23 protein-coding genes are annotated in these 24,657 nt (G+C 62.7%); 4 read left to right on the top strand and 19 right to left on the bottom strand.

All coding sequences use genetic code 11. The annotated features are described in order from the left end of the window. Positions 1-125 precede the first annotated feature (125 nt). The 13 genes from C9I57_RS01025 to C9I57_RS00970 all read right to left on the bottom strand — a co-directional run bounded on the left by C9I57_RS01025 (position 126) and on the right by C9I57_RS00970 (position 15,333). Positions 126-1,862, bottom strand: coding sequence for a peptidoglycan D,D-transpeptidase FtsI family protein (locus C9I57_RS01025; RefSeq protein ID WP_181321681.1), 1,737 nt, complete (start codon positions 1,860-1,862; stop codon positions 126-128). Between the two features lie 101 nt (positions 1,863-1,963). Beyond that, positions 1,964-3,505, bottom strand: coding sequence for a methyl-accepting chemotaxis protein (locus tag C9I57_RS01020; protein ID WP_107149222.1), 1,542 nt, complete (start codon positions 3,503-3,505; stop codon positions 1,964-1,966). Between the two features lie 183 nt (positions 3,506-3,688). Beyond that, positions 3,689-3,841, bottom strand: coding sequence for a hypothetical protein (locus C9I57_RS32595; protein ID WP_018443994.1), 153 nt, complete (start codon positions 3,839-3,841; stop codon positions 3,689-3,691). A gap of 140 nt (positions 3,842-3,981) precedes the next feature. Beyond that, complete coding sequence (locus tag C9I57_RS01015) at positions 3,982-5,304, bottom strand: tryptophan--tRNA ligase (protein WP_107148791.1); 1,323 nt, start codon at positions 5,302-5,304, stop codon at positions 3,982-3,984. 1 nt (position 5,305) lies between these two features. After that, the gene (speD, locus tag C9I57_RS01010; protein WP_107148790.1) at positions 5,306-5,665 is read right to left on the bottom strand and encodes an adenosylmethionine decarboxylase; all 360 of its coding nucleotides are present in this window, start codon (positions 5,663-5,665) and stop codon (positions 5,306-5,308) included. Continuing rightward, a complete protein-coding gene (locus C9I57_RS01005; protein WP_107148789.1) occupies positions 5,658-6,893 on the bottom strand; it encodes an MFS transporter in 1,236 nt (411 codons plus the stop codon). Before C9I57_RS01005 ends, speD begins: the two co-directional genes overlap by 8 nt. Beyond that, positions 6,890-8,314, bottom strand: a complete 1,425-nt coding sequence (locus C9I57_RS01000; protein WP_107148788.1) for a coproporphyrinogen-III oxidase family protein — start codon at positions 8,312-8,314, stop codon at positions 6,890-6,892. The genes C9I57_RS01005 and C9I57_RS01000 overlap by 4 nt, the downstream gene beginning before the upstream one ends. Positions 8,315-8,768: 454 nt before the next feature. Continuing rightward, the gene (locus tag C9I57_RS00995) at positions 8,769-9,353 is read right to left on the bottom strand and encodes a nucleotidyltransferase family protein (RefSeq protein WP_107149221.1); all 585 of its coding nucleotides are present in this window, start codon (positions 9,351-9,353) and stop codon (positions 8,769-8,771) included. 136 nt (positions 9,354-9,489) lie between these two features. Next, complete coding sequence (locus C9I57_RS00990) at positions 9,490-11,712, bottom strand: xanthine dehydrogenase family protein molybdopterin-binding subunit (protein WP_107148787.1); 2,223 nt, start codon at positions 11,710-11,712, stop codon at positions 9,490-9,492. Then, the gene (locus C9I57_RS00985) at positions 11,709-12,728 is read right to left on the bottom strand and encodes an FAD binding domain-containing protein (RefSeq protein WP_107148786.1); all 1,020 of its coding nucleotides are present in this window, start codon (positions 12,726-12,728) and stop codon (positions 11,709-11,711) included. Before C9I57_RS00985 ends, C9I57_RS00990 begins: the two co-directional genes overlap by 4 nt. Before the next feature lie 51 nt (positions 12,729-12,779). Next, positions 12,780-13,508 carry a 2Fe-2S iron-sulfur cluster-binding protein gene (locus tag C9I57_RS00980; RefSeq protein WP_107148785.1) on the bottom strand — a complete coding sequence of 243 codons (729 nt, stop codon included), beginning with the start codon at positions 13,506-13,508 and terminating at the stop codon, positions 12,780-12,782. A gap of 189 nt (positions 13,509-13,697) precedes the next feature. Then, positions 13,698-14,990, bottom strand: a complete 1,293-nt coding sequence (locus C9I57_RS00975) for an aspartate carbamoyltransferase (protein ID WP_107148784.1) — start codon at positions 14,988-14,990, stop codon at positions 13,698-13,700. Between the two features lie 124 nt (positions 14,991-15,114). Beyond that, positions 15,115-15,333, bottom strand: a complete 219-nt coding sequence (locus C9I57_RS00970; RefSeq protein ID WP_107148783.1) for a tautomerase family protein — start codon at positions 15,331-15,333, stop codon at positions 15,115-15,117. Between the two features lie 271 nt (positions 15,334-15,604). Between C9I57_RS00970 and C9I57_RS32990 the strand changes: the two genes are divergently transcribed. After that, positions 15,605-15,778 carry a hypothetical protein gene (locus C9I57_RS32990; protein WP_219909847.1) on the top strand — a complete coding sequence of 58 codons (174 nt, stop codon included), beginning with the start codon at positions 15,605-15,607 and terminating at the stop codon, positions 15,776-15,778. Between the two features lie 113 nt (positions 15,779-15,891). After that, positions 15,892-16,800 (top strand): 4-hydroxy-tetrahydrodipicolinate synthase, encoded by a 909-nt coding sequence (dapA, locus tag C9I57_RS00965; RefSeq protein ID WP_107148782.1) that lies wholly within the window; start codon positions 15,892-15,894, stop codon positions 16,798-16,800. On the opposite strand, the gene C9I57_RS00960 is transcribed toward dapA, so the two are convergent. From C9I57_RS00960 to C9I57_RS00940, 5 genes are all read right to left on the bottom strand, one after another. Then, positions 16,722-18,470 (bottom strand): tetratricopeptide repeat protein, encoded by a 1,749-nt coding sequence (locus tag C9I57_RS00960; RefSeq protein ID WP_107148781.1) that lies wholly within the window; start codon positions 18,468-18,470, stop codon positions 16,722-16,724. The genes dapA and C9I57_RS00960 overlap by 79 nt on opposite strands. Positions 18,471-18,591: 121 nt before the next feature. Further along, a complete protein-coding gene (locus C9I57_RS00955; protein ID WP_107148780.1) occupies positions 18,592-18,903 on the bottom strand; it encodes a high-potential iron-sulfur protein in 312 nt (103 codons plus the stop codon). 106 nt (positions 18,904-19,009) lie between these two features. Then, on the bottom strand, positions 19,010-19,771 hold the full coding sequence (locus C9I57_RS00950) for an SDR family oxidoreductase (RefSeq protein ID WP_107149220.1): 762 nt from the start codon (positions 19,769-19,771) through the stop codon (positions 19,010-19,012). Positions 19,772-19,953: 182 nt separating this feature from the next. Continuing rightward, a complete protein-coding gene (locus C9I57_RS00945; RefSeq protein WP_107148779.1) occupies positions 19,954-21,015 on the bottom strand; it encodes an alkene reductase in 1,062 nt (353 codons plus the stop codon). 114 nt (positions 21,016-21,129) lie between these two features. Continuing rightward, positions 21,130-21,432 (bottom strand): ArsR/SmtB family transcription factor, encoded by a 303-nt coding sequence (locus C9I57_RS00940; protein WP_107148778.1) that lies wholly within the window; start codon positions 21,430-21,432, stop codon positions 21,130-21,132. Positions 21,433-22,188: 756 nt separating this feature from the next. On the opposite strand from C9I57_RS00940, the gene C9I57_RS00935 reads away from it, so the two are divergent. Together C9I57_RS00935 and C9I57_RS00930 are read left to right on the top strand one after the other, a co-directional pair. Further along, the gene (locus C9I57_RS00935) at positions 22,189-23,046 is read left to right on the top strand and encodes a DUF3800 domain-containing protein (RefSeq protein ID WP_107148777.1); all 858 of its coding nucleotides are present in this window, start codon (positions 22,189-22,191) and stop codon (positions 23,044-23,046) included. Between the two features lie 393 nt (positions 23,047-23,439). Further along, complete coding sequence (locus tag C9I57_RS00930; protein WP_107148776.1) at positions 23,440-23,682, top strand: helix-turn-helix domain-containing protein; 243 nt, start codon at positions 23,440-23,442, stop codon at positions 23,680-23,682. Between the two features lie 233 nt (positions 23,683-23,915). Here C9I57_RS00930 and C9I57_RS00925 read toward each other — a convergent pair whose 3' ends face one another. After that, positions 23,916-24,464, bottom strand: coding sequence for a serine/threonine protein kinase (locus C9I57_RS00925; RefSeq protein ID WP_107148775.1), 549 nt, complete (start codon positions 24,462-24,464; stop codon positions 23,916-23,918). Between the last annotated feature and the right edge of the window lie 193 nt (positions 24,465-24,657).

Genomic DNA, 24,657 nt, shown 5'->3' with positions numbered 1-24,657 from the left:
CAAGTTGGCGCAAAACCGGAGGGTGGGCGGGAGAGCATTGCAGAAATGCAGAAACCGAAGCCGCCGCTCCCGCATGCGAAACATCGATACCGGACGCGAACCATCGGCGCCCGGCGGGCGGACCGTCACACGTCGGGCGGCACGCCGAGCAGTTGCAACGTTCCGCCGGCAATCGAAGCGAAGACCGGAGCGGCCACCTTGCCGCCGTAGTAGGTGCGGCCTACCGGTTCGTCGATCATGACCGCGACCACGATGCGCGGCGCGTCGATCGGTGCCAGTCCCACAAAAAGCGAGCGATATTTGCCCTTCTCGTAGCCTGCCCCCACGTGCTTCCAAGCCGTACCGGTCTTGCCGCCGACGCCATAGCCCTCGATACGCGCCCCCTCGGCCGTTCCCCCTGGCGCGGCCGCCGCCTCGAGCATTTCGCGGATCGCCATCGCTGTTTCGGGGGCCGTTACGCGCGGAGCAGGGCGCGCCTGCTGTCTATCGAACGACGAATCGGATGCGACGTCTTCATCGTCGATGATGAGCCTCGCACGTCGCAGCGTGCCGTCGCCGGCGAAGGCCGTGTAGGCTTCGGCGATTTGCAGCAGCGACATCGACAGGCCATATCCGTATGCCATCGTTGCCTGCTCGATCGGCCGCCAGCGCTGCCAAGGCCGCAAGCTGCCTGCGGCGAGGCCGGGAAACGGCAACTGAGGTGCCTGGCCGATGCCATATTCGCGATACTTGCTCCAGATCCGCTCGGCCGGCAGGTTCAACGCGAGCTTTGCCATTGCCACATTGCTCGACTTCGCCACCGCCTCGGCGATCGTGATTGTTCCGTGATTCGACGTGTCGTGAATCGTATTCGGGCCGATCGTGTAATGACCAGGCGCCGTCTCGACGAGCGTCGTCGGCTTCACGAGGCCAGCATCGAGTGCGAGCGCGACCGCGAGCGGCTTGATCGTCGAGCCCGGCTCGAACGTATCGGTCAGCGCGCGATTGCGCAATGCATGACCTTTGCGGCTCGCCTGTTGGTTGGGATCGAAGCTCGGCGCGTTGGCGAGAGCCAGGATCTCCCCGTTGCGGGCGTCGAGCACGATGGCACTGCCTGCCTGGGCGCCATGCCGGGCGAGGGCGGCTTGCAGTTGTGCGAAAGCGAGTTGCTGAACGCGACGATCGATCGTCAGCCGGACCGTTTGCCCGTTGCGCGCGGGAACGGGCGGCGCGAGCTCCGAGACGATGCGGCCGAGCCGGTCGCGAATGACATCGCGTGCTCCCGCCTGTCCGCCCAACAGGGCGTTGGCGGCGAGCTCGATCCCTTCCTGGCCGTCATCGTCGATATCCGTGAACCCGATGACGTGCGCAACCGATTCCGCTTCGGGATAAAAACGCTTCGACGCAGCGACGTGCGTCACGCCAGCCAGTCCGAGGCGGGCGATCGAATTCGCGGTCTGCATGTCGACGTGGCGCTCGAGCAGCACGAACGCACGCTCGGTAGCGAGGCGCCGTTCGAGCTCGGGTAGTGTAAGCGCAAGTGCTCGCGCCAGTGCTGCATGAGCCGAACGTTCGATGCGCCCGGGTTCGGCCCAAATTTCGTAGGTGGTCAGGCTGACGGCCAACAGCGCGCCGTGTCTGTCGACGATCGGGCCGCGCATCGCATCGAGCTCGACCGTCCTTCGATGACGTTTTTGCCCTTGTGCGACGTGGAAATCGTGCGCGACGATCTGCACCCACACTGCGCGCGCAGCGAGTACCCCGAAGGCGAGCCCCATGACCGCCATGACGAGCGTGGAGCGCCACGCAGGAACGCGTGGCGCGAGGATGGGATTTTTTTCGGGCCCTGCAAAAGGCCGTGATGTTCGTTTCTTGACCAGCATCGAGGAGCGGAATTGGACCGGGAGACCCGGCGCGGCAATGAGCGCTTTCGACGATGGCGCGGCACCGTCGATTTGACGGTGTATTGTAATGAATTTGTAATTCAGGCGGGCAATCTGAATCCCGAGATTGCCTCGCGCAGCACGCCCGCCTGATCTTTCAGCGATTGCGCGGCCGCCGCGGCTTGCTCGACGAGCGCCGCGTTCTGCTGCGTCACTTTATCCATTTCTCCGACCGCGCGATTGACCTGCTCGATGCCGGCGCTTTGCTCGCGCGACGCGTGGCTGATTTCTTCGAGAATCTCGTTGACGCGCCGCACCGATTGCACGATTTCACCCATCGTCGATCCGGCATTGGCAACGAGCGCCGCCCCTTGATCGACGGTGCTCGTCGACGATTCGATCAGTGCCTTGATCTCTTTGGCCGCCGTCGCCGAACGTTGCGCGAGGCTGCGCACCTCCGAGGCGACCACGGCGAACCCGCGGCCTTGCTCGCCGGCGCGCGCGGCTTCGACGGCTGCATTGAGCGCGAGGATGTTGGTCTGGAATGCGATGCCGTCGATGACGCCGATGATGTCGCCGATCTTCTGCGAACTCGAGGTGATATCGCTCATCGTCCGCACGACGTCGTCGACGACGCTGCTGCCGCGCGTCGCGACGCCTGCCGCTTGCTCGGCGAGATGGGCCGCTTGCGAAGCGCTATCGGCGTTCAGCTTCACGTTGGCCGTCATCTGGTCCATGCTCGACGCGGTCTCGACGAGTGCCGCTGCTTGCTGCTCGGTGCGTTGCGACAGGTCGATGTTGCCGGCGGCGATTTCGCTCGCCCCCACGTTGATGTTTTCGGCGCCCATGCGAACGCGCGAGACCGCATCGGCGAGACCCGAGCGCATCTGTGCAAGCGCGTGCATGAGACTGCCGTGATCGTCGGACGAGACGGGCACATGCGCGGTCAAATCGCCCTCGGCAATTCGTTGCGCCGTGGAGATCGCGACCTCGAGATCGCCGCCGAGGCCGCGCCGCACGCTGCGCAGCACGAGCACCATCGCCGCGGTGGCAAGGACGCCGAGCACGCCCGTGATAATCGACCAGCGGATGATCGCGTTGACGAATTCCGCATTGACGTCGTCCATATACATGCCGGTGACGAGCACCCAGTCCCACGGTGCGAAACGCAGCGAATACGATTTCTTGGGCACGGGCGTTTCGCTGCCGGGCTTGGACCAGAGATAGTCGACGAAGCCGCCGCCTTCTTGGCTTCCGGCGCGCACGAGATCGATGAAGAGATGGTTGCCGGCGGGATCCGTGAAGTTCGCCAGGTCCTTTCCGATCAGTTGAGGCTTGATCGGATGCATCAGCATGACGGGCTTCGAGTCGTTGATCGAAAGATAGCCGTCCTGCCCGTAGCGGATGGCGGCCACCGCTTCGAGCGCCTTCTTCTTCGCATCGTCCTCGCTCATCGCATGTTGCTGCGAAAGCTCGTAGTCGCGCTTGACGATGCTCATGGCCGATTGCACCACCGACATCAGCTGCTCGCGGCGATCTTTCAGCATCGACGCGCGGTATTGCCAGACACCGGCCACGGCGATGAGAATCAGCCCGATCCACAGCACGGCGATCATCGAGCCGAGCTTCTGGTTCAAAGTCATTTTTTGCATGCGCCTTCCATCGAGTAGTCGATCCGTCTGATAATTCTTGGCCCGGACGGTTGGGTCGAGAATGCGAAAAACGACTCGCATCCGACCGGCTTATCGACACCTCGGACGTGGCGACGCAGCGGGGGAAACCCTGATTGAGGGAGCGATGACTATAGGATTAGGGCTTGCGGCGCATCAGACCGGATCCTTGTCCGGCGGCCCCTCGGGACGCTGTGGCTCGTCGTTGTGATGGCCGGGCGGCGGCGGAACGAACGGCTCGCCCTCCGGGTCTCGCGTCGGGTCCGCGAGCGGTTCGGGGATGGGCGTGGTATGCATGTAGTAATCCATGACAGCCTCGTCTGCAAAGATGGCTCGGCGGGAAAACGGGCTCCTGTGGCTCAGTTATAGGGCATTCTTTGGAAGGAAACGAGACGGCTCAGAGCGCTCAGCGCTTGTCGCCCGAGCGGCCGTCGCCGTCCCGTCGATGCTCAGTCGGCAGACGAGTCGACCCACGCCTGCAGACCGGCTTCGACTTCATCGCTCGCCAATTCCGCGTTGATTCGGACGTGCATCGGCAACTCATCGGACTGGCCGTGCGTCTCGCGCAGCGCCCGGATCGTGCGGCCGGCCTCCGCTCCGCTCTCGAAGGGACCACCGTGGAGCAGCACGGTTCCGCCGCTGGACACGAGCTTGAAGTGAAAGCTGCCGTCCGACTCCCGGTACTGCCGCATCGTCGGCGGTTTCGACGCTGCCGCAGCGGCCGCCTTCGTTGCCGCGGGGTGAGGGGCGGCGCCAATTGAAGAAAAGCCGCGCAACCCCACCGCGTCGCGCAGTTCTTCGAGCAAGGGGCGTGCGAGCGCGCGCGCCTTGTCCGCCCCGGCCAGCAAAATCTCTTCGACTTTGGCCGGCGCAGCCATCAACGATTCGTAACGTTCGCGCATCGGGGCCAGTTCACGCTCGATGCATTGGACAAGGCGCGATTTGGCCTCGCCCCAGCCGAGACCGCTCGCGAGCTCGGCCCGGAATGCCGCGGACTCGTCGGCGCCGGCGAACGCCGAATAAAGCGTGAGCATCGGATTCGCATCGGGGTCCTTCGGCTCGCCCGGCAGCTTCGAATCGGTGACGATCTTCATGACGCCGGCCGAGAGCGCATCGCGTCCGCCGGCGAAGAGCGGGATCGTGTTGCCATAGCTCTTGCTCATTTTTCGCCCGTCGAGACCGGGCAGAACCGCCTGTTCGCCGACGACGGCTTCGGGCAGCGTCAGCATTTCCTTGCCGTTGCCGAATAGCTGATTGAAGCGCTGCGCGACATCGCGCGTCATTTCGAGGTGCTGAAGCTGATCGCGGCCGACGGGGACTTTATGCGCGTTGAAGAGCAGGATGTCGGCGGCCATCAGAATCGGGTAGCAAAACAAGCCCATCGTCACGCCCGCGTCGATGTCCTCGCCTTCCGCTTCGTTGCTGTCCGTCGCTGCCTTATAGGCGTGCGCGCGATTCATGAGCCCCTTGGCGGTGACACAGGTCAGCAGCCAATAGAGCTCGAGCGTTTCGGGGACGTCGCTTTGCCGATAGAAGTAGGTGCGCTCGGGGTCGAGGCCCGCCGCGAGCCATGCCGCGGCGATCTCGACGCGCGAGCGTGAGAGGCGCACGGGATCGTCGCACTTGATGAGACCATGATAATCGGCCAGAAAGAAAAACGATTCGACGCCCGGAGCCGAGCTTGCCGCAATGGCAGGGCGAATGGCGCCCACATAGTTGCCGAGATGCGGAATGCCCGTTGTGGTGATGCCAGTAAGAATCCTTTGTTGCATGTCAACCCCCTCGTTCGCAGCGCAGTATTTTATATCCACGTACCGCGGTCATCGCTGCGAATCGTCGAAAGAGTCTGAGCGGCTCATGGCGAGCGCCGCAGGTGAATGCATCGAAGAAGGCCTTGCCTTCGTCGGGGTAGGTATGGAGGGAGACATGCGATTCGGCGAGCAAAAGCAAAATCGTGACGCCGCTCGGGTCGAACGCGTGCTTGAGCGTGCCGAGCACCGTGACGCCTTCGGCGACGGCGGCGCTGACGAGCGCCTGCTCGAGCCGGTCCATGTCGTCGAGGATAGCGGCCGGGGTTTCCGCGATGTCGACGATGACATGACGCCCGTATGCGAGGTAGTCGCCGTCAGACATGGGTGGCCATCGACTTCGCTTTCAGTTTGCCCGCATAGGCGATCGACGCCACGATGATGCCGATGATCGTGATGCTGAAGCTCGTCGAAGCATGCGATGTCAAAGCGCCGGCGAAGCCGCCCGACAATGCTTCGCCGGTATTCGCCAGCGTCGAGAAGAGGCTGAAGTTCTTGCCGAGATTCCCGCCCGTGGAGAGCTTTTGAATATTCGTGGGCAAGATGACGTCGACGAATGCACCGAAGCTGCCGAGGATGAAACACCCGGAGAAGATGACGGATGCGCTCGATATGCCCGCGGGCAGCAGCGCGAGGGCGAGACCGTAAGCGCACCAGCAAAGCATTAGCGTCCGCGTGCTGAAGTCGCTGACTATCTTGCTGCAAAGCGCCGCGCCCACGATCGCGCCGAACGCGATGGCGCTCATCGCGTAGCCGATCGCGCTCTCGCTGTAGCTGGCGCCCTTCAGCATCGAAGGAATCAATATCCGCAACGCGGCGCCGACGAAAAGAATGCACAGCGCCGAACAGGCGATCGTGACGAGCAGATCGCGCGCGATCATGACTTCTCTGAGGTTTTGGAGGAAGTCGCCATAGAGGCCGCGAACGGTTAGGGTTGCTGACCGTGTTTCTGGATCGGATTCTGCCGGTTTTGCCGCAGCGGCGGCTAGGAGAATACAAGCCGACGATAGTAGGTAAGTTGCCGCATCGAGTGCCAAGACGAAGCCCGCGTTGGCTGTCGCGGACAGGGCCAAACCGCCGAGCGCCGGCCCGACGAGGCTGCCGATTTCCGCGGCCAACTGCGTGGCGCCGTTCGCGGCAGGCAGATGCTCGGTGCGCACCAGCGACCGGATAGTCCCTTGGAACGCGGGCTGGAAAAGTGTCCTGAACGATGTCATCGACATGCCGATGGCAGCGAGCGATGCGAGCCCGGCGCGGTCGTTCGCCAACAGGACGCAGAAACAGCCCGTAATCGACATGCGCGCGATGTCCGCACCGAGCATGAGCGCGCGTCGCGAAACACGATCCGATAGTGCGCCGCCGAGCGGCCCGAGGACGAGATAGGGGATGAATCGGAAGAAGTAGACGAGGCCGGCGAGCGCGACGTCGTTGTTGGCCGCTTCGAGGACGGCGATGATGAAAATGAATTCGTGGACGCCATCGCCGATTTGCGAAAGGACGTTACCCGAGAGCAGCACGGAGAACGCGCGCTCTCGGCGAAGCATGACGATCATGATGGAGTCGCCGCGGTGCTGAGCGAGACGACCGGATAAAGCAGCTCGCGCTTGGTGAAGGACCGTCCGGGGTCTCGCAGCCTTTGAGCGACCAGCGCGTTCATCAGCAATTGATCGGCTTTCGGCATCAGGAAGTACATGATGTCGACATACCAGTACCAGCCGAGCTTCGTGAGCGAGAGGGAGATTTCGTCTTCCGTCACCAAGCCTTCTTGTTTGAGCTGATCGAGCTTGGCGATCACTTCGGGATGCACGCGGTGCCACGCCACGCGTTGCTTCTCGACGTGCCCGTGGTAGGGAAGGTGGAGGACGAGCGGACGTGCGTAGTCGAGCGAATCATCGTGCTCGCTCGTTTCGCATGGAATGGCACCGAGCGCGATCTTTTCGCTGTAGACCTTTCGGCTGTGCGTGTTCGTCGTCACATGTCCCATCGTCGAACTGATTGCATTGACGCCGAAGCCCAGCAGATCGAAATCATGGTAGCCGTAGACATGCTCGTGATAGACGAACGAGTAGGCGTCGCTGACCACGGCGGACGTGACCGGGGCGCGCACGTATCCGTGGCCGTTGTGCGGCATGAATCCGGCATGCCGCATGAATTGATCGACGAGCACATTCATGCTGAACTTGCGCATCGCGGAAGTTGGCGCTGCCTCCGCTTTGGCGAGCTTGGCGTGAAGGCCTACCTGTGTGACGATGTTGTCGATTGGGTAGATATCGACATTCGTGGTGCCAAGCTGAACCGCCTGGGTCAGATCCGCGATCAATTCCTCCTCGTCCTGTCCACTCATTCCGTACAGGATGTCGAATGTCTGGAACGGAAATATCTCCTTCAGCAATACGGCCGCTTCGTGAACCTGGGGCAACGTAGCGGTTAGATCGAACATGTCTCGCCATTTCTGCGAAAACGTCTGCAGGCCGAAGCGAGGATGGGTTACGCCGATTTCGCGCATGGCATCCGCTCGTTCGCGAGTCAGGCTCTTCACTTCCACTTCGAACGAAAACTCACGGAGATGAGAGAGATCGAACGTCTTGCGGATCAGCTCGCCGATTTCGACGATTTGCTCGGGGTCGAGCAGGCTCGGTGTTCCTCCACCGAAGAAGATGGCGCCGATCGGCACGCCCTTGAGATCGGCGAGATCCGCTTTCATGCGAATCTCCGAGAGCAGCGAATCGAAGTAGTGGTGGATGACGGTGCGATCGGAGTACTTACCGCGCGTGAACGGACAAAAATTGCAGATGGTGTCGCAAAACGGGATATGGAAATAGAGCGCACGCGATCGCGCGTGCCGGTTCGCTTCGGCCCATATTTCGGAGAACGTGCGTGTGGACCGTTCTTTTCCCTGGCTCGGGAAGAAGAAGTTGTAGATGGGAAATTGGCGATCGAACTTGACTAAGGACTGCTGACGAAGCAGGTTCATGGACGAGGCTCTCCAGTCGGAACGCGAAGGGGGAGCGCGTGGTTTCCGCTCGTCCCCCTTCCACCGTCATTGGGCGCTTGCTTACCAGACGCCCATCTTCACCGGCATGGTGTTGACCGCCGTCGTTTCGAAGTAGCTCAGGACTTCATTCATTTCGTACTCCTAAATGGTCGGCGCAGGATGCCCCCTGCGGGGGATGTCGGAAGGCGTTTCCGGCATTGGGACAACCCATGCCACGGCCATCGCAATTCCTCGACGGCTGCGGCACGGAAGGGTTGGGATTGCGTGACCGAGATAAATTAATCTCGATCGGTAGGCGGCATCGTATTGACGCGGCGGGGAGGGTTCAACCTATCGGGGTTGATAGCTTGGTGGGCGTTGCAATCGCCGGTAGTGGTGGCAATCGTGCGGGTCCGTGCATGCGTTACCGAACATCGCGCCGACGAACGCAAAACTAGCGCAACAAATCCCCCGGCGTATCGACATCGGCGATGACACCCGCATCATCGACGTCGATCGTCGTCAGATCCGACGACTCCAGCAGCAGGCGTGCGCCGACGTCTCCGTCGAGTGCGGCGAGCGCCGTACCGTGCATGGCGCCAAATCCGACAGGATGCCCGCGCCGCCCGCGATAGACAGGCGCGACGATCGACGAGCCCTGACCGAGACGCCGTGCGACGGCTTCGATCGTTTCGGGCGCGATCCAGGGCATGTCAGCGAGCGCGACGACCCATCCATCGGCGTCAGCGCTCGCGTGGACCCCGGCGGCCAGGCTCGCGCCCATGCCGCGCTCCGCCTCGCTCGAAAAGATCACATCGCAGCCCGCGTCATTGAGCAAATGGGCGAGCGCTTCGTCGCCTGTTCTCACGACAGCGACGACGCGCGCAACGCTGGCAACCAGCCGATGCGCCGCGGCACGCGCGACGGGCGTGCCATCGGGAAGCGGTGCGAGGAGCTTGTTTTGCTGACCGGTCGGATCGAATCGTGTGCCGCGTCCCGCGGCGAGGAGCAGACCGGTGGCGAGGGAGGCATAGGTCATCGGGGCATCCGGTTGTTCGGCGATGGAGGGCGGTGCCGCCGATCCCGCATGGCGCCGCCCGCCGCCGCAAGCATACCGCATGTACCGATGTGCATAGTGTGTGAGTTCCGATTCCTAAGCAGAACTAAACAAGACGTCAGGCCGTCATCTGCATCATGACTTTATCGAGGGTAATTGGCAGATCGCGTACGCGCACCCCCGTCGCATGATAGACGCCGTTGGCGACGGCTGCGACGATCCCGGTGATGCCGATCTCGCCGATGCCACGCGCGCCGAGCGGGTTGAAGTTCGTATCGGGAACGTCGAGCACCATCACGTCGATCGTGCCGATGTCGCCATTGACGGGCACGTGGTACTCGGCGAGGTTGCCGTTGACAAAGCGCCCATAGCGCGGATCGAGCGCGCTCTCTTCTTCGAGCGCGGCGCCGATGCCCCAGACGAGTCCGCCCATGAGCTGGCTCTTGCCCGTCTTCTCGTTCAGCAGCCGGCCGACATCGTAGACGGCGACGACGCGCGGCACGCGGATCACCCCCAGTGCCGCATCGACGTGGATCTCGGTGAAGATCGCGCCGAACGAATGCGATTCGAAACGTTTGCTGTCATCGCCGCTCTTTGCGGTGGCCGCGGCCTCGATCGGGCGTGAGCCGGCACGCGCGATGATCGCGGCTGCCGGATCGCGCTTCGTCGGCTGCGATCGGCTCACCACCCAGCCGTCGACGACCGTCACGTCTTCGACGGCGAGACCGTGCAGCGGCGACGCTTCGTCGGCGCGTGCCAGCGCAATCAACTGCGCGCGCGCCGCGCTCGCGGCCTCGTGTACCGCGGGGGAAACGCTTGCCGCCGATTGCGAGCCGCCCGAGATCGGCGCGCGCGGCAGCGACGAATCGCCGAGCCCGAAGCTCACGCGATTGACCGGAAAGCCGAGCGCATCCGCGGCAACTTGCGTCATGATCGTGTAGGTTCCGGTGCCGATATCCTGCGTGCCCGAGACGACGACCGCGGTGCCGTCGGGCATGATGCGCGCGATCGCCGACGCCTCGCTGCGGTGGGCCGGGTAGGTGGCCGTCGCCATACCCATGCCGATCAGCGTATCGCCGTCTCGCAGCGAGCGCACCGCTTGCGGGCGCTTCGACCAGCCAAAGCGCTCGGCGCCGACGCGATAGCACTCGCGAAGATGCTTGCTGGACCAGGGCTTGCCTTCCTGCGGCGAGACTTCGGCATAGTTTTTCAGGCGCAGCTCCACCGGATCCATCTTCAGCGCGTAAGCGAGTTCGTCGAGGGCCGATTCGAGTGCGTACGTCCCTGTGGTCTCGCCCGGTGCACGCATGAAGGTCGGGACGCCGACGTTCATCGGGACGAGACGATGTGTCGTGTCGAGATTGGGCGTGGCGTAAAGCATGCGCGTGACGACGCCCGAGGTCTCCGTCCAATCTTCGAGCACCGACGTGCTCGCGAACGTATCGTGCCGCAACCCGGTGATCGTGCCGTCGTTGCGCGCGGCGACGGAGATATGCTGCTCCGTGTGCGGCCGCCCGCCGACGGGACCGAACATCTGGGGACGCGTCAGCGCGAGTCTGACCGGCCTGCCTGTCTGCCGGGACGCCATCGCGCAAAGCACGACATGCGACCAGACCGAGCCCTTGCAGCCGAACCCGCCGCCGACGAACGGCGAAATGACATGGACGTCTTCCTGCGCGATGCCAAGCGTCGTCGCTACCGCTTGCTGCGAGCTCGCGACGCCTTGCGTCGTGTCATAGAGCGTCAGGCGGGGCCCGTCCCACAACGCGAGAACAGCATGCGGCTCCATTGGATTGTGGGTCTCCATCGGCGTGGTGTACACCGCATCGATGCGCACCGGCCCTTCGCGCAGCCCGCTTTCGACATTGCCTCGCTTCGCGTCGGGCGGGCCGCCGAACATCGAAGGAGGCGGATGTGCGTTGGCCTTAGCCGCTTTGAAATCGAGCGCCGGTGCGGCCTGCCGATATGAAACGCGCAGCGCATCGGCCGCGTGGGTGGCCTGCTCGAACGTCTCCGCCACTACGACGGCAATGGGTTCATTGTTGTAATGCACCTCGTCGTCCTGCAGCAACGAAAGCCGCCTCAGCGAGGGCGGGGTTAGCTTCGGCCGACCGTTGTTTGGCAGACGTGGCGCGTTGCGATAGGTCATCACGAGGATCACGCCGGGCAGGCTTTCCGCGACGCTCGTATCGATCGAAGCGATGTTGCCGCGCGCGATGGTGCTCGTGACGAGCACGCCGTGCGCAAGCTTGCCCGCCGGAAACTCCCCGCCGTATTGAGCCTGGCCGGTGACCTTGAGCACACCGTCGGTGCGATTGAGCGGTTGACCGATCATGTTCATGCGACTACTCCGGTAATGCCCGGGCTGCTGCGTCCCGCGGCTACGTTGACGGCACGTACGATGGCCCGCTCGGCAAGCGTGACCTTGAAACGGTTGCCCGCAAGCGGCTTAGCATCACGCAATTCGGCCGCCGCCGCTTCGCGCAATCGCTCGTCGTTGAGCGGCCCGCCGCTCAACATGCGCTCGGCGACGGTCGCGCGCCACGGCTTGTGCGCGACGCCGCCCAACGCGATGCGCACGTCCGAAACGTTGCCTCCCTGCAGTTGCAGTGCCGCGGCGACGGACACGAGCGCGAACGCGTAGCTCGCGCGATCGCGCACCTTCAGGTAATAGGCATGCTCGGGGAAGGCGGGCGGCGGCAAATCGACGAACGTGATGAGCTCGCCAGGACGCAGCGTCGTATCGCGTTCAGGGTGATCGCCCGGCAGACGGTGAAAATCCGCGAACGGAATGGCTCGCTCGCCGTCGGCGCCCGTCACGCGTACCGTTGCGTCGAGGGCGGCAAGCGCAACGCTCATATCGGATGGATTCACCGCGATGCACTGCGAGCTGGCGCCGAGAATCGCCTGAGTGCGTTGATATCCGTCGATGGCGCCGCAGCCGCTGCCGGGCATGCGCTTGTTGCACTCGGCGAACGCCGTGTCGTAGAAATAGGGGCAGCGCGTGCGCTGAAGGAGATTGCCGCCTACCGTCGCCATGTTGCGCAACTGTGCGGAGGCACCCGAGACGAACGCCTGCGAGAGCAGCGGATACTGCTGGCGGACGAGCGCGTGATCGGCCGCGTCGCTGTTACGCACGAGCGCGCCGATGCGCAGGCCGCCATTGGGCAATCGGTCGATCGCGTCGAGTCCGCTGCCGAGATGGGTGATGTCGACGAGCTTGACGGGCCGTGCCACGCCGCCCTTCATCAGATCGAGGAGATTCGTGCCACCGCCGATGAACATCGTGCCGGGCTCGCGCGCCGCGCGTATGGCGCCCGCGACATCGGACGCACGTTCGTAGGAAATCGCTTCCATCAGAATTCCTTCGTTGTCCTATCGTTCAGCATCGACCGCGGGGGCCGAGCGTCATGCCGTACGTTGACGTCGATAGACGTCGATCACCGCAGCCACGATGTTGGGGTAGGCCCCGCAACGGCAGACGTTGCCGCTCATTCGCTCGCGAATTTCCGCTTCTGTGAGCTCGGTCGGCTTCGCGCGGACGTCTCGCGTGGCCGCGCTCGCGGCGCCGGCCCGAAACTCTTCGATGAGCGCCGTCGCGGAGCAGAGCTGGCCCGGCGTGCAGTAACCGCATTGAAAGGCATCGCGTTCGATGAACGCCTGTTGAACCGGGCTCAGCGTGCCGGCTTGCGCAAGCCCTTCGACAGTCGTGATCGATTCGCCCTCGTGCATGACGGCGAGTGTCAGGCAGGAATTGATGCGGCGGCCGTCGGCCAGCACGGTACAGGCGCCGCACTGTCCGCGGTCGCATCCTTTTTTCGTGCCCATGAGGCCGACGTATTCGCGCAGTGCGTCGAGCAGCGTGACGCGGGGCTCGAGCTGCAGCTGATGAAGGCGGCCGTTGATCGTCAGCTTGACCGGCATGACCGGCGAGCGGACCGTTGCCGTTGCGCCGGTTGGCGCTGGCGCGGAAGCATCGTTCATCTGGGATTCCTTGGCGTGCAAGTGAGGCGCCGCGCCGACAGTGGCGGCCGCGGCGGCCGATTGCAAAAAACGGCGGCGCGCCAGGTCAGGGTGGCGTTCGGTCTGGCTTACGGCCTTGGCGTCGTCGGAGGGGGGGAGAGGCGGCTTGGACATGGCGGTCGGCTCGCTCCATTGGGCGTCGATGCGATGAAGCACGGCGGAAATGGACGCTGAGTTTGCGTCCCAACGAGTCGGAGTTGCAGCAAGTCAGATGCCCGGACCGCTCGCGCTTGGGCGCGCGCATGCGCCGCGCTGGATACCATGCCAGCGCGGTCAGCGGTGCTTACCAAGCGATTATTTCAATCAATCGATACCATGAAACACGGCGTCGTCAGGACCGATATACGCGGGCGGCCGCCACGTCGCGTCGCGCATCGAGTGCTGCACCTGGTTTTCAACGCCGAGCAGCACCGCGAAGATTGCCATGCGGATCGGAATGCCATTGTCGGTCTGGCGAAAGATGGCGAGCCGCGGATCGTGATTGAGATCGGTGCTCAGGTCGTTCGCGCCGGGCCGGCTGTCGCGCGGCAGCGGGTGCATGATCAGGGTGTCGCGCCCGCAGACGGTTTCGACGAGCGCTTCATTGATCTGGAAGTCGGGCGTGTAACCTTCGAACGATTCGTCGGCGAAGCGCTCTTTCTGGATTCGTGTGGCGTAGACTACATCGGCGCCGCGCAAGCCCGACGCCAGCTCGTTCGTCTGCTCGACGACATGCCCGTTGCGCGAGATCTGATCGACGATGTAGGCGGGCATCTCCAGCGTCGGCGGAGAAATCAGCGTGAATTTGATGTCGCGATAAAGCGCGAGCAGCTTGACGAGCGAGTGCACGGTCCGGCCGTATTTGAGGTCGCCGACGAGCGCGATATGCGCGCCGTCGACGATCTTGCCGAGCCGCGAGAATTCGCGCTGGATCGTGTAGAGGTCGAGCAATGCCTGACTCGGGTGCTCGCCCGGGCCGTCGCCGCCATTGATGACGGGCAGATTCGTCGCGCGCGCGAATTCGGCCACGGAGCCCTGCTCGGGGTGACGCACGACGAGTGCGTCGACGTAGCCGCTCATGACGCGGCTCGTATCGTAGATCGACTCGCCCTTGGCCATCGAAGAGAAAGTGAAGCCCGTCGTATCGCAGACGGAGCCGCCGAGCCGGCAGAACGCGGCGCCGAACGATACGCGCGTGCGCGTGCTCGCCTCGAAGAACAGGTTGCCGAGCACGGCCCCTTCGAGCACGCGCGAGATCTTCTGGCGGCGCGCGATCGGCTGCATGATGTCGGCGACATGGAACAGCGACTCGACGGCGTCACGCGAGAACTGATCGACCGATAGCAGCTGTGGTTTCCCCTCGAAGAGAATTTTGCTCGCGAGTGACGCAGAGTCTACGCTTTGCGTATAGTTTTCGTCGCGCTCGATGTTGCCGACGATTTCGGACACGAATCGCCCGACGATTTCCGGCATCGATCTCGATTCCTGCGAATCGTCGGGCAGCAGCCACGTATCGAGCGCTCGACGGCTCACGCCGATGCGGTTCGCGAATGCCTCGCGCGTCATATTCATGCGTCGCATGGCGTCGCGAAGGAATGCCTGCTGGGGAACGCTCATGGGTGGCCTCGCCGTCGTGATTGTACGCGCTGCGTATATTACGTCGGCGTTGGCGGAAGTCAAGAACGGGTGGCGGATGTTCGCTGGTGCGCCCCGGCATCGAGGGTCACCCGCGTTTCGACGATTATTTCGATTTCGCCGGCAGTCCCATTTTCTCCAGCGTCAACGTTTCGTCGGCGCGGCCCCAGCCGCCGTCGGCGACTTCCTCGACGAGCACCATCGAATAGGGGCGGACGCCTTCGCCGAAGTATTCGACGAACATCGCCGTCGTGCGATGGATGATCTCCTCTTTGCGCGCGTGATCGAGGATGCCTTCAGGGAACTTGTAATTTGCAAATGGCATGGGTTGCTCCAATTTGGGTGGTGCCAGGATAACGAGGCATGGGCGCGCATCGCCTGACGATGAGCCTTATCGGGCGATACCGCTTGCCTGCGTGTCGTCTGCGAGAGCGTCGACGAAGCATTGTTGCCGTTGCGTCTTGGCCGATAAAGGGATTGCGATGGGTAACTCCATTCAACGCGCGTCAATAATTCGCGTGCCGCGTGTTGCGTGCCGCGTCGGAGCGGCGGCTCACTGGAAACGAATTGATGCGCGTCTGACACGGAAATTAAATTTGCACTGGATCAACCGTGGCGCACCAGATAAACTGCGCCGAATGGAACCCGCATACCCGCTTCTCCTCGTGATCGCCATGCCGCAGATGCTCGCCGTGCCCGGCGCAGCAGGCGTCGCGTCGCGTGCGATCGCGCTTGCGGTTTCCAAAGCCAAAAAACAGCTGCTCGTCTGACCGGCGCGCTGTTGCCGTCGGACTTACGACGGGACAGCGACAAACCGGCTTTCACCCCGCGCCTTCCCCTCACTGTTCGACGGATTCCTTCGGTCATCTTTCGAGGTGAAGACATGTCGATTTTTTCCGGTATCTGGATCCCGCTCGTTACGCCGTTCTCGCGCGGCGCCGTTGATCACGTCGCGCTGGCGGCGCTCGTCGATCGCTATCGCAAGGCCGGCGTAGCGGGCTTTGCCGCGTTGGGCACCACCGGCGAGCCCGCGGCGCTTTCGCTCGACGAGCAGGATGCGGTGCTAGAAACGATCTTGCAGGAGGCGGAAGGCGTGCCCGTCATTGCCGGCCTCGCCGGAAATCAGACGGCACAACTGCAGAACCGCGTGCGGCGCATGAACGAACGGCCCATCTCAGGCCTTCTCATCAGCGCGCCTTACTACGTTCGTCCTTCGCAGGCGGGGCTCGTCGAACATTTCGAACGACTGGCCGATCTGAGCACGAAGCCGATCGTCCTTTACGACATTCCGTACCGGACCGGCGTGCGCCTCGAACTCGATACGTTGCTGACGCTTGCCGCGCACCCGCGCATCGTGGCGATCAAGGATTGCTCGGGCTCTGTCGATACGACGCTCGCGCTGATCCGCGACGGGCGCTTGCAAGTGTTGGCCGGCAACGACGACGCGATCTTCAACACGCTTTGCATGGGCGGCAACGGAGCGATCGCGGCGAGCGCGCATCTGCGGACCGAGCACTTCGTGGCGATGCATCGCGCGCTCGCCGAGGGGCGGCTGGCGGATGGCCGCGCGATCTTTCACGAGCTCGCGCCCCTCGTGCGTGCGCTCATGTCCGAACCGAACCCCGCTCCCGTGAAGGCGGCGCTTGCGGCGCTTGGGCTGATCGACAATGAGTTGCGCGCGCCTATGACGCCGGCGAGCGAGGCGTTGACCGATCAGCTTGCGCGGCTCTTGAGTGCCAAGGCTTCGGCCACCGCATCGATGACGCTCGCCCAATCGCCGAGCGCGGGCTGACGAAAGAGACGGGCGCTCGGATACCACGGGCTGTCCGAGCGCTCGAGCATCCAGCGCCAGCAGGTGTCGAGCCGGTTCATGATCCAGACCGGCTTGCCCATCGCGCCGGCGAGGTGAGCCGTCGACGTATCGACGGAAATGACGAGATCGAGGTTGTCGACCAATGCGGCCGTGCCGGCGAAATCGCTGAGCTCGCCGGTCCAGTCGACGATCGGCTGGCTTGTTTCGCGGCCTGCACGCGCGGCTTCGAGCTGAGACGCGGGTGGCCCCTTCTGCAGGCTGAAGAAGCGGACGCCAGGCACATCGATGATCGGGCCGAGCTGCTCGAACGAGAGCGAGCGCCGCGAGTCGTTTCTCCGCAGCTCCGGGACATGCGGCCGGCTGCCTCCTGCCCAGACGAGCCCGACGTTGAGCTTCGCATCGTTTCCGGCTCCGTTTTCGGCTTCATCGCCGATTTCGGCAATGCGGGCGCGAAATCGTTCGGACTCCTTCGGATCGGCAACGAGATAGGGCGTCTTTGCCGGGATCGTCGATAAGTCAGTATGCAACGCAAGCGGCAGGCTCAGAAGGGGGCAGTGGCAGTCGAAGGAGGGCAGCGTCTGCCCCGCTTCGACGAGCTGTGCGACACCTTCGAGTCCCGTGAGCAGCCGCATGAGTTCGGGCTGCACTTCCAGAATGACCTGAGCGCCTTGCCGTGCAACGAGAGCCGCATATCGGCAAAACTGCAGTGTGTCGCCAAGGCCTTGCTCCGCATGCAGGAGAATCGTCTTGCCGTCGAGCGGCGCATCGCCGAGCCACAGCGGTGCATTGAATGCGCGCTTGCCCGCCTTGATGCGCTTGCGTTCCCAACGCCATTCGTACTCGGCCCAGCCCGCGTCGAACCGGCCCATCTGCAGCAGACAAAGCGCGCGATTCCAATGTGTTTCGACGGCATCCGGCCCGAGGGCGAGTGCACGGTCATAGCAGGCGAGCGCGTCCTCATGTCGGTTCATGTCGATGAACGTCAGGCCGAGGTTGTTCCATGCGTCGGCGAATTTCGCGGACGCCGCGAGCGCGCGTTCGTAACTCGCTTGCGCGTCCGTCGGCCGGTTCATGTCGCTCAATGCGTTGCCGCGGTTGCTCCAGGCCTCGGCATAGTCGGGGCGCAGCGCAAGCGCCTGCTCGCAGCTCGCGACGGCATCGGCGGGCCGTCCGAGATCGCGCAGCGCGCAGCTGCGGTTGCTCCACGCCTCGGGAAAATCGGGCCTTCCCGCGATCGCTTTCTCGAAGCTCGCGAGCGCATCGAGCGGACGCTCAAGGGCCGCGAGCGCCATGCCGCGATTGTTGAGCGCATCGGGAAAGCCCGGCTTCAGCGATAGCGCGCGATTGGCGGCTGCGAGCGCTTCCTCGTGCCGCCCGAGCGAATTCAGCGCAAACGAGAGATTGGAATAGAGGGGCGCCTGCGTCCCATTGATCGAGAGAGCCTGCTTCAGGAGTTCCGCGCCTTCCTCGATGCGGCCGGTTTGCAACGACAGTGCGCCGAGCAACTGCAATGCATCGAAATGGCGCGGACGTTCGGCGAGGATTTCGCGATAGAGCTCCTCCGCATCAGCGAATGCGCCGTTTTGCTGAAGCGCGACGGCTTGCTCCAGCAGTTTGTCGAGATGCCGCTGTTTGCTGGGCTTGCTCATGAACCGGGAGCCCCGTGGACTTCTGTGAAGGACATACCTAATAGTAGTTTTTGAATGTGAGCCGGATCGTTGAGGCGACGATCATGGGCTGGGCGGAACGCGAGCGATCTCTAATAGCACATTAGGAGTTCGTATAGGCGTTACACCAACCGGCGGCTGCCACCTGCTTGTTGCCGAAAATAATGCAGCCTCCGTAGGGATCGCCAGACTGGCCCTGAAAGAGCGAGCAGTTGGCGCAAGTCTGTCCGGGCTTGTACGCCGGAGACGTCGCGACATCGACCTTCGTCGCATCCAGCTTGTAACTGTACTGCTTGGCCTGCGGATCGCTTTCATCAAGCTTGGGCGCGGTATCGGCGAGGGCTTGGCGTTGCCAAGTCAGTGCGGAAACGGCGGCGACGCTGCCGATGAGAAACGTGCGACGCGATGCTTTCATAGTGGTAACCCCGCTTATGTGGTCGCTTATGTGGGTGGTTGTCAGGCTCAACAAAAACACATGAAAGGCGCCGCGCTCGATGGGGGCAAGGCGGGGCCTAACCGCGTCATTGCGCCGGCAACGATCGCAAATCGACCGTCGGCGTCTGGCCGTAGGCATCGCTGAGCAGATAATCGACGAACTTCGTCGCCGCCTGCTCCGGCGACGTCAGCTGTCCCGAACGCTTGAGATCGACAAATTTTTTGCGCGAGGGAAAGTGCGCTTCGTCGACATTGCGAATTTCGGCTTGCATATCCGTATCGACGACACCGGGTGCAATCGTCGCAATGCGCAGCGCCGGTTCGGCGTCGAGTGCGATGCTTCGCGCATGATGGTCCAGGGCCGCCTTCGTCGCGCAATAGATGCTCCACCCGGCGTATGCGTTGCGCGCCGCGCCGCTCGAGACGTGGGCGATGCGACGATCGGGCGCGCCTGCGGTTGCCGCGGCGAATGCACTTGAAAGCATGAGCGGCGCCGCGACGTTCAGCACGACGGCGCGTCCCACGTCCGAGGGCGATTGCGCGCTGCATGGGCCGATCGGCTGTGCGGTGCCGGCGTTATTGACGAGAAGCGCCAACCTGGCGCCTTGCAAGAATCGCTGCACGCTTCCATCGGCGAGCCATCTTTCGACGTCTTGCGCATCGGAGAGATCGACTTCGACTTCCTCGAATGCGTCCGGAAATCGTGCGGCAAGCGCGGGATGCCGCTTGCGAGCAGCACCGAGCACGGCGAAGCCGCGGGCTAAAAGGACTTCGGAGAGCGCGGCGCCTAGTCCGCGCGTATGGCCCGTGACGATGGCCTTGTAGGCAAACGAGGTGGGGGAGGTCATGGCGAAACGCTGCATCCGCGAATTTGTCGAGAACAAAAGGATAACTGTTCCGATGGGCGGATGTGGCGCAATGTGCATGCAACCCGCGGCTGCTTGAACGGCAACGGGCTCCGCCGGCCTCCTCCGTTATGGAAGGAAGACGCCGGCGGAACCGGGTGCAGACTAAGATGCTATGTGCCTGCTCAGGCAGCTACCGCCAGCGACGGATAGTCGATATAGCCGACCGGGCCTTCCGCGTAGAAGGTATCAGGATTCGGCGTGTTCAACTCGGCATCGAGCTTGAAGCGCTCCGGCAGATCGGGGTTTGCGATAAAGAGCTTGCCCCAGGCCACCGCGTCGGCTTCTCCGGCATCGAGTACCTTCTGCGCCGTTTCTTTCGTGAACCCTTCGTTCGCGATATAAACGCCGCCGAATTCTTCCTTCAGGAACGGCCCCAGACGATCGTCGCCGAGCGATTCGCGTGCGCAGATGAACGCGATGCCCCGCTTGCCGAGTTGGCGCGCGACATAGCCGAACGTTTCGCGCGGGGTCGAGTCGCCCATCGAATGAATGTCGCGGCGCGGCGCGAGGTGAACGCCGACGCGTTGTGCACCCCAGACGGCGATACATTCGTCCACGACCTCGAGCAGGAGGCGCGCGCGGTTCTCGATCGGGCCGCCGTAAAGGTCGGTGCGACGATTCGTGCTGTCTTGCAGAAACTGATCCAGCAAGTAGCCGTTCGCGCCGTGAATCTCGACGCCGTCGAAGCCCGCGGCTTTCGCGTTTTCCGCGCCTTTGCGGAAGGCGGCGACGACGTCGCGAATCTCATGCAGCTCGAGCGCGCGTGGTGTCACGAACGGGCGTTTCGGGCGCACGAGGCTCACGTGCCCTTCAGGCGCGATAGCCGTCGGCGCGACCGGCAGCTCGCCATTCAGGAACATCGGATCCGAAATGCGGCCGACGTGCCAAAGCTGCAGAAAGATGCGTCCGCCCGCGGCATGCACGGCATCGGTCACGACCTTCCAGCCTTCGACCTGCTCGTCGGACCAGATGCCGGGCGTCGCGGCGTAGCCGACGCCTTGAGGCGTGACGGAGGTTGCCTCGCTGAGAATGAGCCCCGCCGATGCGCGCTCAGCGTAGTACTTCGCCATCAGCGCATTGGGCAGGCGCTCGTCGCCTGCGCGCTGACGCGTGAGCGGGGCCATGATGATGCGATTCGGCAAGGTCAGGTCGCCGACGACTAGCGGATCGAAAAGTGTTGGCATAGCAATATCACCTCGTTGCGGACTGTACGCCCGCCGTATGACGTCGAATTACGTCGATGGAACGATGACGAACAACCGACACGCGACGAAAGGACTCAAGGCCGGAGGACGGCCTTACAAATCCGATCGCAGCGAGTCGAGAAACGCTTGAATGACGGCCTCGTTGCGCTTGAAGAAGCACCACTGGCCGATGCGCTTCACCGTCACGAGGCCGGCGCTTTGGAGCGTGGCCATGTGTCCGGAGCAAGTCGATTGCGAAAGGCCGACGCGCGCGTTGATCTGTCCCGCGCAAACGCCCTGGTCGAGCGGAAGCTCCTGGGTCGGAAAGTTCGCCTCCGGGTCCTTGAGCCACGCGAGAATCTCCCGACGCACGGGGTTCGCAAGCGCCTTGTGAATGGCATCGATGTCTATCTTCATATCAAGCGAAGAACTACAAGCCCAGCGGGGACTGCATCGCTGTTGGCAGAAGTATATATCGGAAATGTCCGATATGCTTTGGGGGCATTCGAGGGGCGGCCGGAGTTTGTGTGAGCGCACAAAAAAGGCCGTAGTTTCACCGAGAAAGAGAAATTTTGAGTCGCCGGTGCGCATCGAGGTATCGAGTGCGGTGTCTCGTAAGTGCAAATGACGACTGCAGGGCTAAGTGTCCGCACTCGGCCCCGAACCGGCCTCCAAGCCCGCTTGACAAGTGCGGCTTCTGGGGCGCAACGGCCGTTGAGCTGCCAGCCCCTGGATGGGAACACCCTTAGGAAGGACTAGGTCGCGGGTTCTTTTTTCCGGCAAGCGTTGAAAAAAAACAAAGGGAACCTCGACCCCAAATAGTAGTCTGAGCGCAAGCGCTATCCAGCGCCTCGCCACTGAGGCGGCATGCCCACAGACCTTCCGTGGGCATGCCGCCTCAGTGAAGCGCGGGCTTTTCCCCTATCGATGGCGAGGGGCGTTCGGCGGGTGAGCGATCCTAATCATCGCCGCTGCGGCTGCCCGGCAGGAATCGGACGGGTCAGCCCGTGCCCATACGAATGAAGCGAATCTGGATTGCACAATCCAGCGGTCATGTTTATGATTCTGATCGTAGTCGGGAGCGCTGAGACATCGGTGCGATGGACGATTGTTCCACCCGGCTTCCCAATTCGACGGACCGCAAAGCGGTCCGTTTTCTTTTAAGGGCCAGAAATGCACCTTCTCTACCTTGACGAGTCTGGCCATTCACATGACCCAAGCTCAGCCTTCTTCGTCCTGGCTGGGTTCAGCATATTTGAGCGACAGACTCATTGGCTTGAAAACCAGCTCGATCGAATCGGTGCCCGCGTCGATCCCGCCCGCCCCCACGCGGCCGAGTTCCATGGCAGTGTGATGTACGGCGGCCGCGATGAGTGGAAAGGGGTGGCCCCGGCGACGCGAGCCCAAGCCGTCGTCGATATTCTTTCGCTTCTATCCGATCGCCAACTGAACTTGAAGGTGTTCGCCTCGGTCATCGAAAAATCGCTGATGGCCCCGGACGCAATCTTGCGGCAAAGCTTCGAAAATGTCGCGGCTGCGTTCGATCGCTACCTGTACTCGCTTTACCGAAAAAAGGACCCGCAGCGCGGTCTTGTGATCTTCGACAAAAGCAGCTACGAACAGCAGCTGCAGGACCTGTCGCAGGTTTTCAAGCGTGATGGCCACCAGAAAGGGAAGCTATACAACTTCGCCGAAGTGCCGCTTTTTTTGGACTCCAAAGCATCAAGACTGATTCAAATGGCAGACATCATAGCCTATTGGATCTTCCGTTATTTCCAGTCGGGCGATAACCGTGGGTACAACCTTATTGCGCCACGCTTCTGCCATCACAGCGGGGCCTTTCAGGGACTCGTCGCAAACGTTTCGACAGAGACAGGCGCGAGGCTTCAGCAGCTGGAACCTCACAAGTATCCGTTCCCGGCTCCTACGCCGATCGCTGCCGCCAAAAAGGTGCCGGAACCAACGGTCACTGTGTCGGGGGTGACCGTCACCAAGATCGACGCGTTCTATGCGCCGAACCCGCGCGCATAGTCGACCGGTGATGCGGATACCATTGGAGTTCATCAGGACTCGTTCTTTGAAGTCGGCGCATGTCACGACTCCGCGACCCGCAGGTATCTTGACACATTCGTTTGCGCTCGTTCGCGCGCCCGGTTCCTCGCATCCCTCCATTCCTCGGCTGGCCACGTCCCAGCGGCATAACTGTCGAAATCGGTGAATAACGGCGCCGCTAAGGCCGTCTGGCCGGATAATTGATGATATCTCTGAATTATTTGGCGTCGCCGGCGCGAACCGACCTCATTGCTAAGTTCTCTGGACAAGGTCGGAAGCTCGTCTCGTCAAGCTTGTAATTGAGGATCTTTCTGTACTATGCCCAGAACCTTACCGCGTCCGCATGACTCGTTAAGCCCACTGGCGGGCGATATGGCCGCCTTGGGGCGCATCGTGCGAAACCAGCGCGCGCGTTCCCAACTGCGCATCGACGATGCGTCGGATCTGGTCGGCGTGACGCACAACGTGCTGTCGAAAATCGAGAACGGGCAATCGGTCGGGCTCGCTAAGCTATTCAAGGTCCTCAACGGCTTGGGCCTGAAGCTGCTCGTTGTTACGCCAACCGAGGCGGAGGACGCCCTGGACGTTCTGCGTCAGGATGCGGAGTCCGCCTGATGAGCACTCTCAAGGCCAAGTCGCGCAGCCCGAACACGCCCTTCATGGTGGCCCGCAATGCGGCTGCCCGCGGCCACGGTAGAAGAGTCGACGCATTCGTGAGCCTATTCTGATCATCGAGCGGTGCGACCGTATACCGCGGCGCGCCGCGGACGACCCGACGCGCATCGTCGGGGCTAGCGCCTACACGCCATCGACAGTTGCCAGGCGCTCGACGTCCCGTCTCGCTACGGCTAGATGTGTTGGTGTACGACCTTGATGCGATGGCCGAGTACTTTGCCGAGTTCCTCCGCAAGGCGCGGCTCTATCACCCAATTATTAAATCCGAAGCCGAGATTGCCGAACCCCCAATCGAGTTCGAAGAAAGTCCAGTCGACGATGCTGGCCGCATTCACGCACGCGGGACACGTCAGCGTGTCATCGGACTGGCTTGCGCACCATCGATCCACCGCTTCGTCCCACGGTACGCTATCCAGCGAGTGCGATACGCCGCAGTGGGGGCAGCGTATTCCATCCGCGCCTGAGTCTCCTGTATGGAACACCGTCCGGTCCACCGATATTTCGAGGCCGCACTGCAGTAAATCGCTGGCGACTAGCTCTGACCATGCTGCTGCTTTCGGTCCGGGGCGATAGAGATCGAGGTCGGCCAGCGAGCGCTCGACGTCAGGAAATGGCTGAACGATGGACTGTTGGATGAGCCATTCAAGGCCTCGCTGCGCAAAGATTGGTGCTTCTTCAAGGGTTACGTCCAAGTCGACTACCCAGGTGATGTGGTCGCTCATAGGTTGGCTTACGGTAAATAGACAAGTGGGAAGGCCTAGCTCCCATTGCACGCGCCGGTCAACGACACAAGGAAAATGATCGTTCCATCGATGTTGAAAACGGCGAATGCAACGCTACTGCGGTGGAGCATCGATGATTCTTATGGTGGGAGGGCTGGACGCGTGCCATTCGACGAAAAATCGGACCAACGGA

Origin of the sequence: Trinickia symbiotica, assembly GCF_003028655.1 — a bacterium.
In the GTDB taxonomy this organism is placed as follows: domain Bacteria; phylum Pseudomonadota; class Gammaproteobacteria; order Burkholderiales; family Burkholderiaceae; genus Trinickia; species Trinickia symbiotica_A.
The sequence above is the reverse complement of the archived record's forward strand: the minus strand, read 5'-3'. Positions and strand labels throughout refer to the sequence as shown.

Coding starts and splice junctions, on each gene's coding strand:
- C9I57_RS00940 (WP_107148778.1), bottom strand. CDS start 21,432: ATGAAGATAGACATCGATGCCATTCACAAGGCGCTTGCGAACCCCGTG.
- speD (WP_107148790.1), bottom strand. CDS start 5,665: ATGTCTGACGGCGACTACCTCGCATACGGGCGTCATGTCATCGTCGAC.
- C9I57_RS00945 (WP_107148779.1), bottom strand. CDS start 21,015: ATGCCAACACTTTTCGATCCGCTAGTCGTCGGCGACCTGACCTTGCCG.
- C9I57_RS00955 (WP_107148780.1), bottom strand. CDS start 18,903: ATGAAAGCATCGCGTCGCACGTTTCTCATCGGCAGCGTCGCCGCCGTT.
- C9I57_RS00970 (WP_107148783.1), bottom strand. CDS start 15,333: ATGCCATTTGCAAATTACAAGTTCCCTGAAGGCATCCTCGATCACGCG.
- C9I57_RS00990 (WP_107148787.1), bottom strand. CDS start 11,712: ATGAACATGATCGGTCAACCGCTCAATCGCACCGACGGTGTGCTCAAG.
- dapA (WP_107148782.1), top strand. CDS start 15,892: ATGTCGATTTTTTCCGGTATCTGGATCCCGCTCGTTACGCCGTTCTCG.
- C9I57_RS00985 (WP_107148786.1), bottom strand. CDS start 12,728: ATGGAAGCGATTTCCTACGAACGTGCGTCCGATGTCGCGGGCGCCATA.
- C9I57_RS01000 (WP_107148788.1), bottom strand. CDS start 8,314: ATGAACCTGCTTCGTCAGCAGTCCTTAGTCAAGTTCGATCGCCAATTT.
- C9I57_RS00935 (WP_107148777.1), top strand. CDS start 22,189: ATGCACCTTCTCTACCTTGACGAGTCTGGCCATTCACATGACCCAAGC.
- C9I57_RS00930 (WP_107148776.1), top strand. CDS start 23,440: ATGGCCGCCTTGGGGCGCATCGTGCGAAACCAGCGCGCGCGTTCCCAA.
- C9I57_RS00925 (WP_107148775.1), bottom strand. CDS start 24,464: ATGAGCGACCACATCACCTGGGTAGTCGACTTGGACGTAACCCTTGAA.
- C9I57_RS01015 (WP_107148791.1), bottom strand. CDS start 5,304: ATGCAACAAAGGATTCTTACTGGCATCACCACAACGGGCATTCCGCAT.
- C9I57_RS00995 (WP_107149221.1), bottom strand. CDS start 9,353: ATGACCTATGCCTCCCTCGCCACCGGTCTGCTCCTCGCCGCGGGACGC.
- C9I57_RS01025 (WP_181321681.1), bottom strand. CDS start 1,862: ATGCTGGTCAAGAAACGAACATCACGGCCTTTTGCAGGGCCCGAAAAA.
- C9I57_RS00960 (WP_107148781.1), bottom strand. CDS start 18,470: ATGAGCAAGCCCAGCAAACAGCGGCATCTCGACAAACTGCTGGAGCAA.
- C9I57_RS01005 (WP_107148789.1), bottom strand. CDS start 6,893: ATGATCGTCATGCTTCGCCGAGAGCGCGCGTTCTCCGTGCTGCTCTCG.
- C9I57_RS00950 (WP_107149220.1), bottom strand. CDS start 19,771: ATGACCTCCCCCACCTCGTTTGCCTACAAGGCCATCGTCACGGGCCAT.
- C9I57_RS32595 (WP_018443994.1), bottom strand. CDS start 3,841: ATGGATTACTACATGCATACCACGCCCATCCCCGAACCGCTCGCGGAC.
- C9I57_RS00975 (WP_107148784.1), bottom strand. CDS start 14,990: ATGAGCGTTCCCCAGCAGGCATTCCTTCGCGACGCCATGCGACGCATG.
- C9I57_RS00980 (WP_107148785.1), bottom strand. CDS start 13,508: ATGTCCAAGCCGCCTCTCCCCCCCTCCGACGACGCCAAGGCCGTAAGC.
- C9I57_RS01020 (WP_107149222.1), bottom strand. CDS start 3,505: ATGACTTTGAACCAGAAGCTCGGCTCGATGATCGCCGTGCTGTGGATC.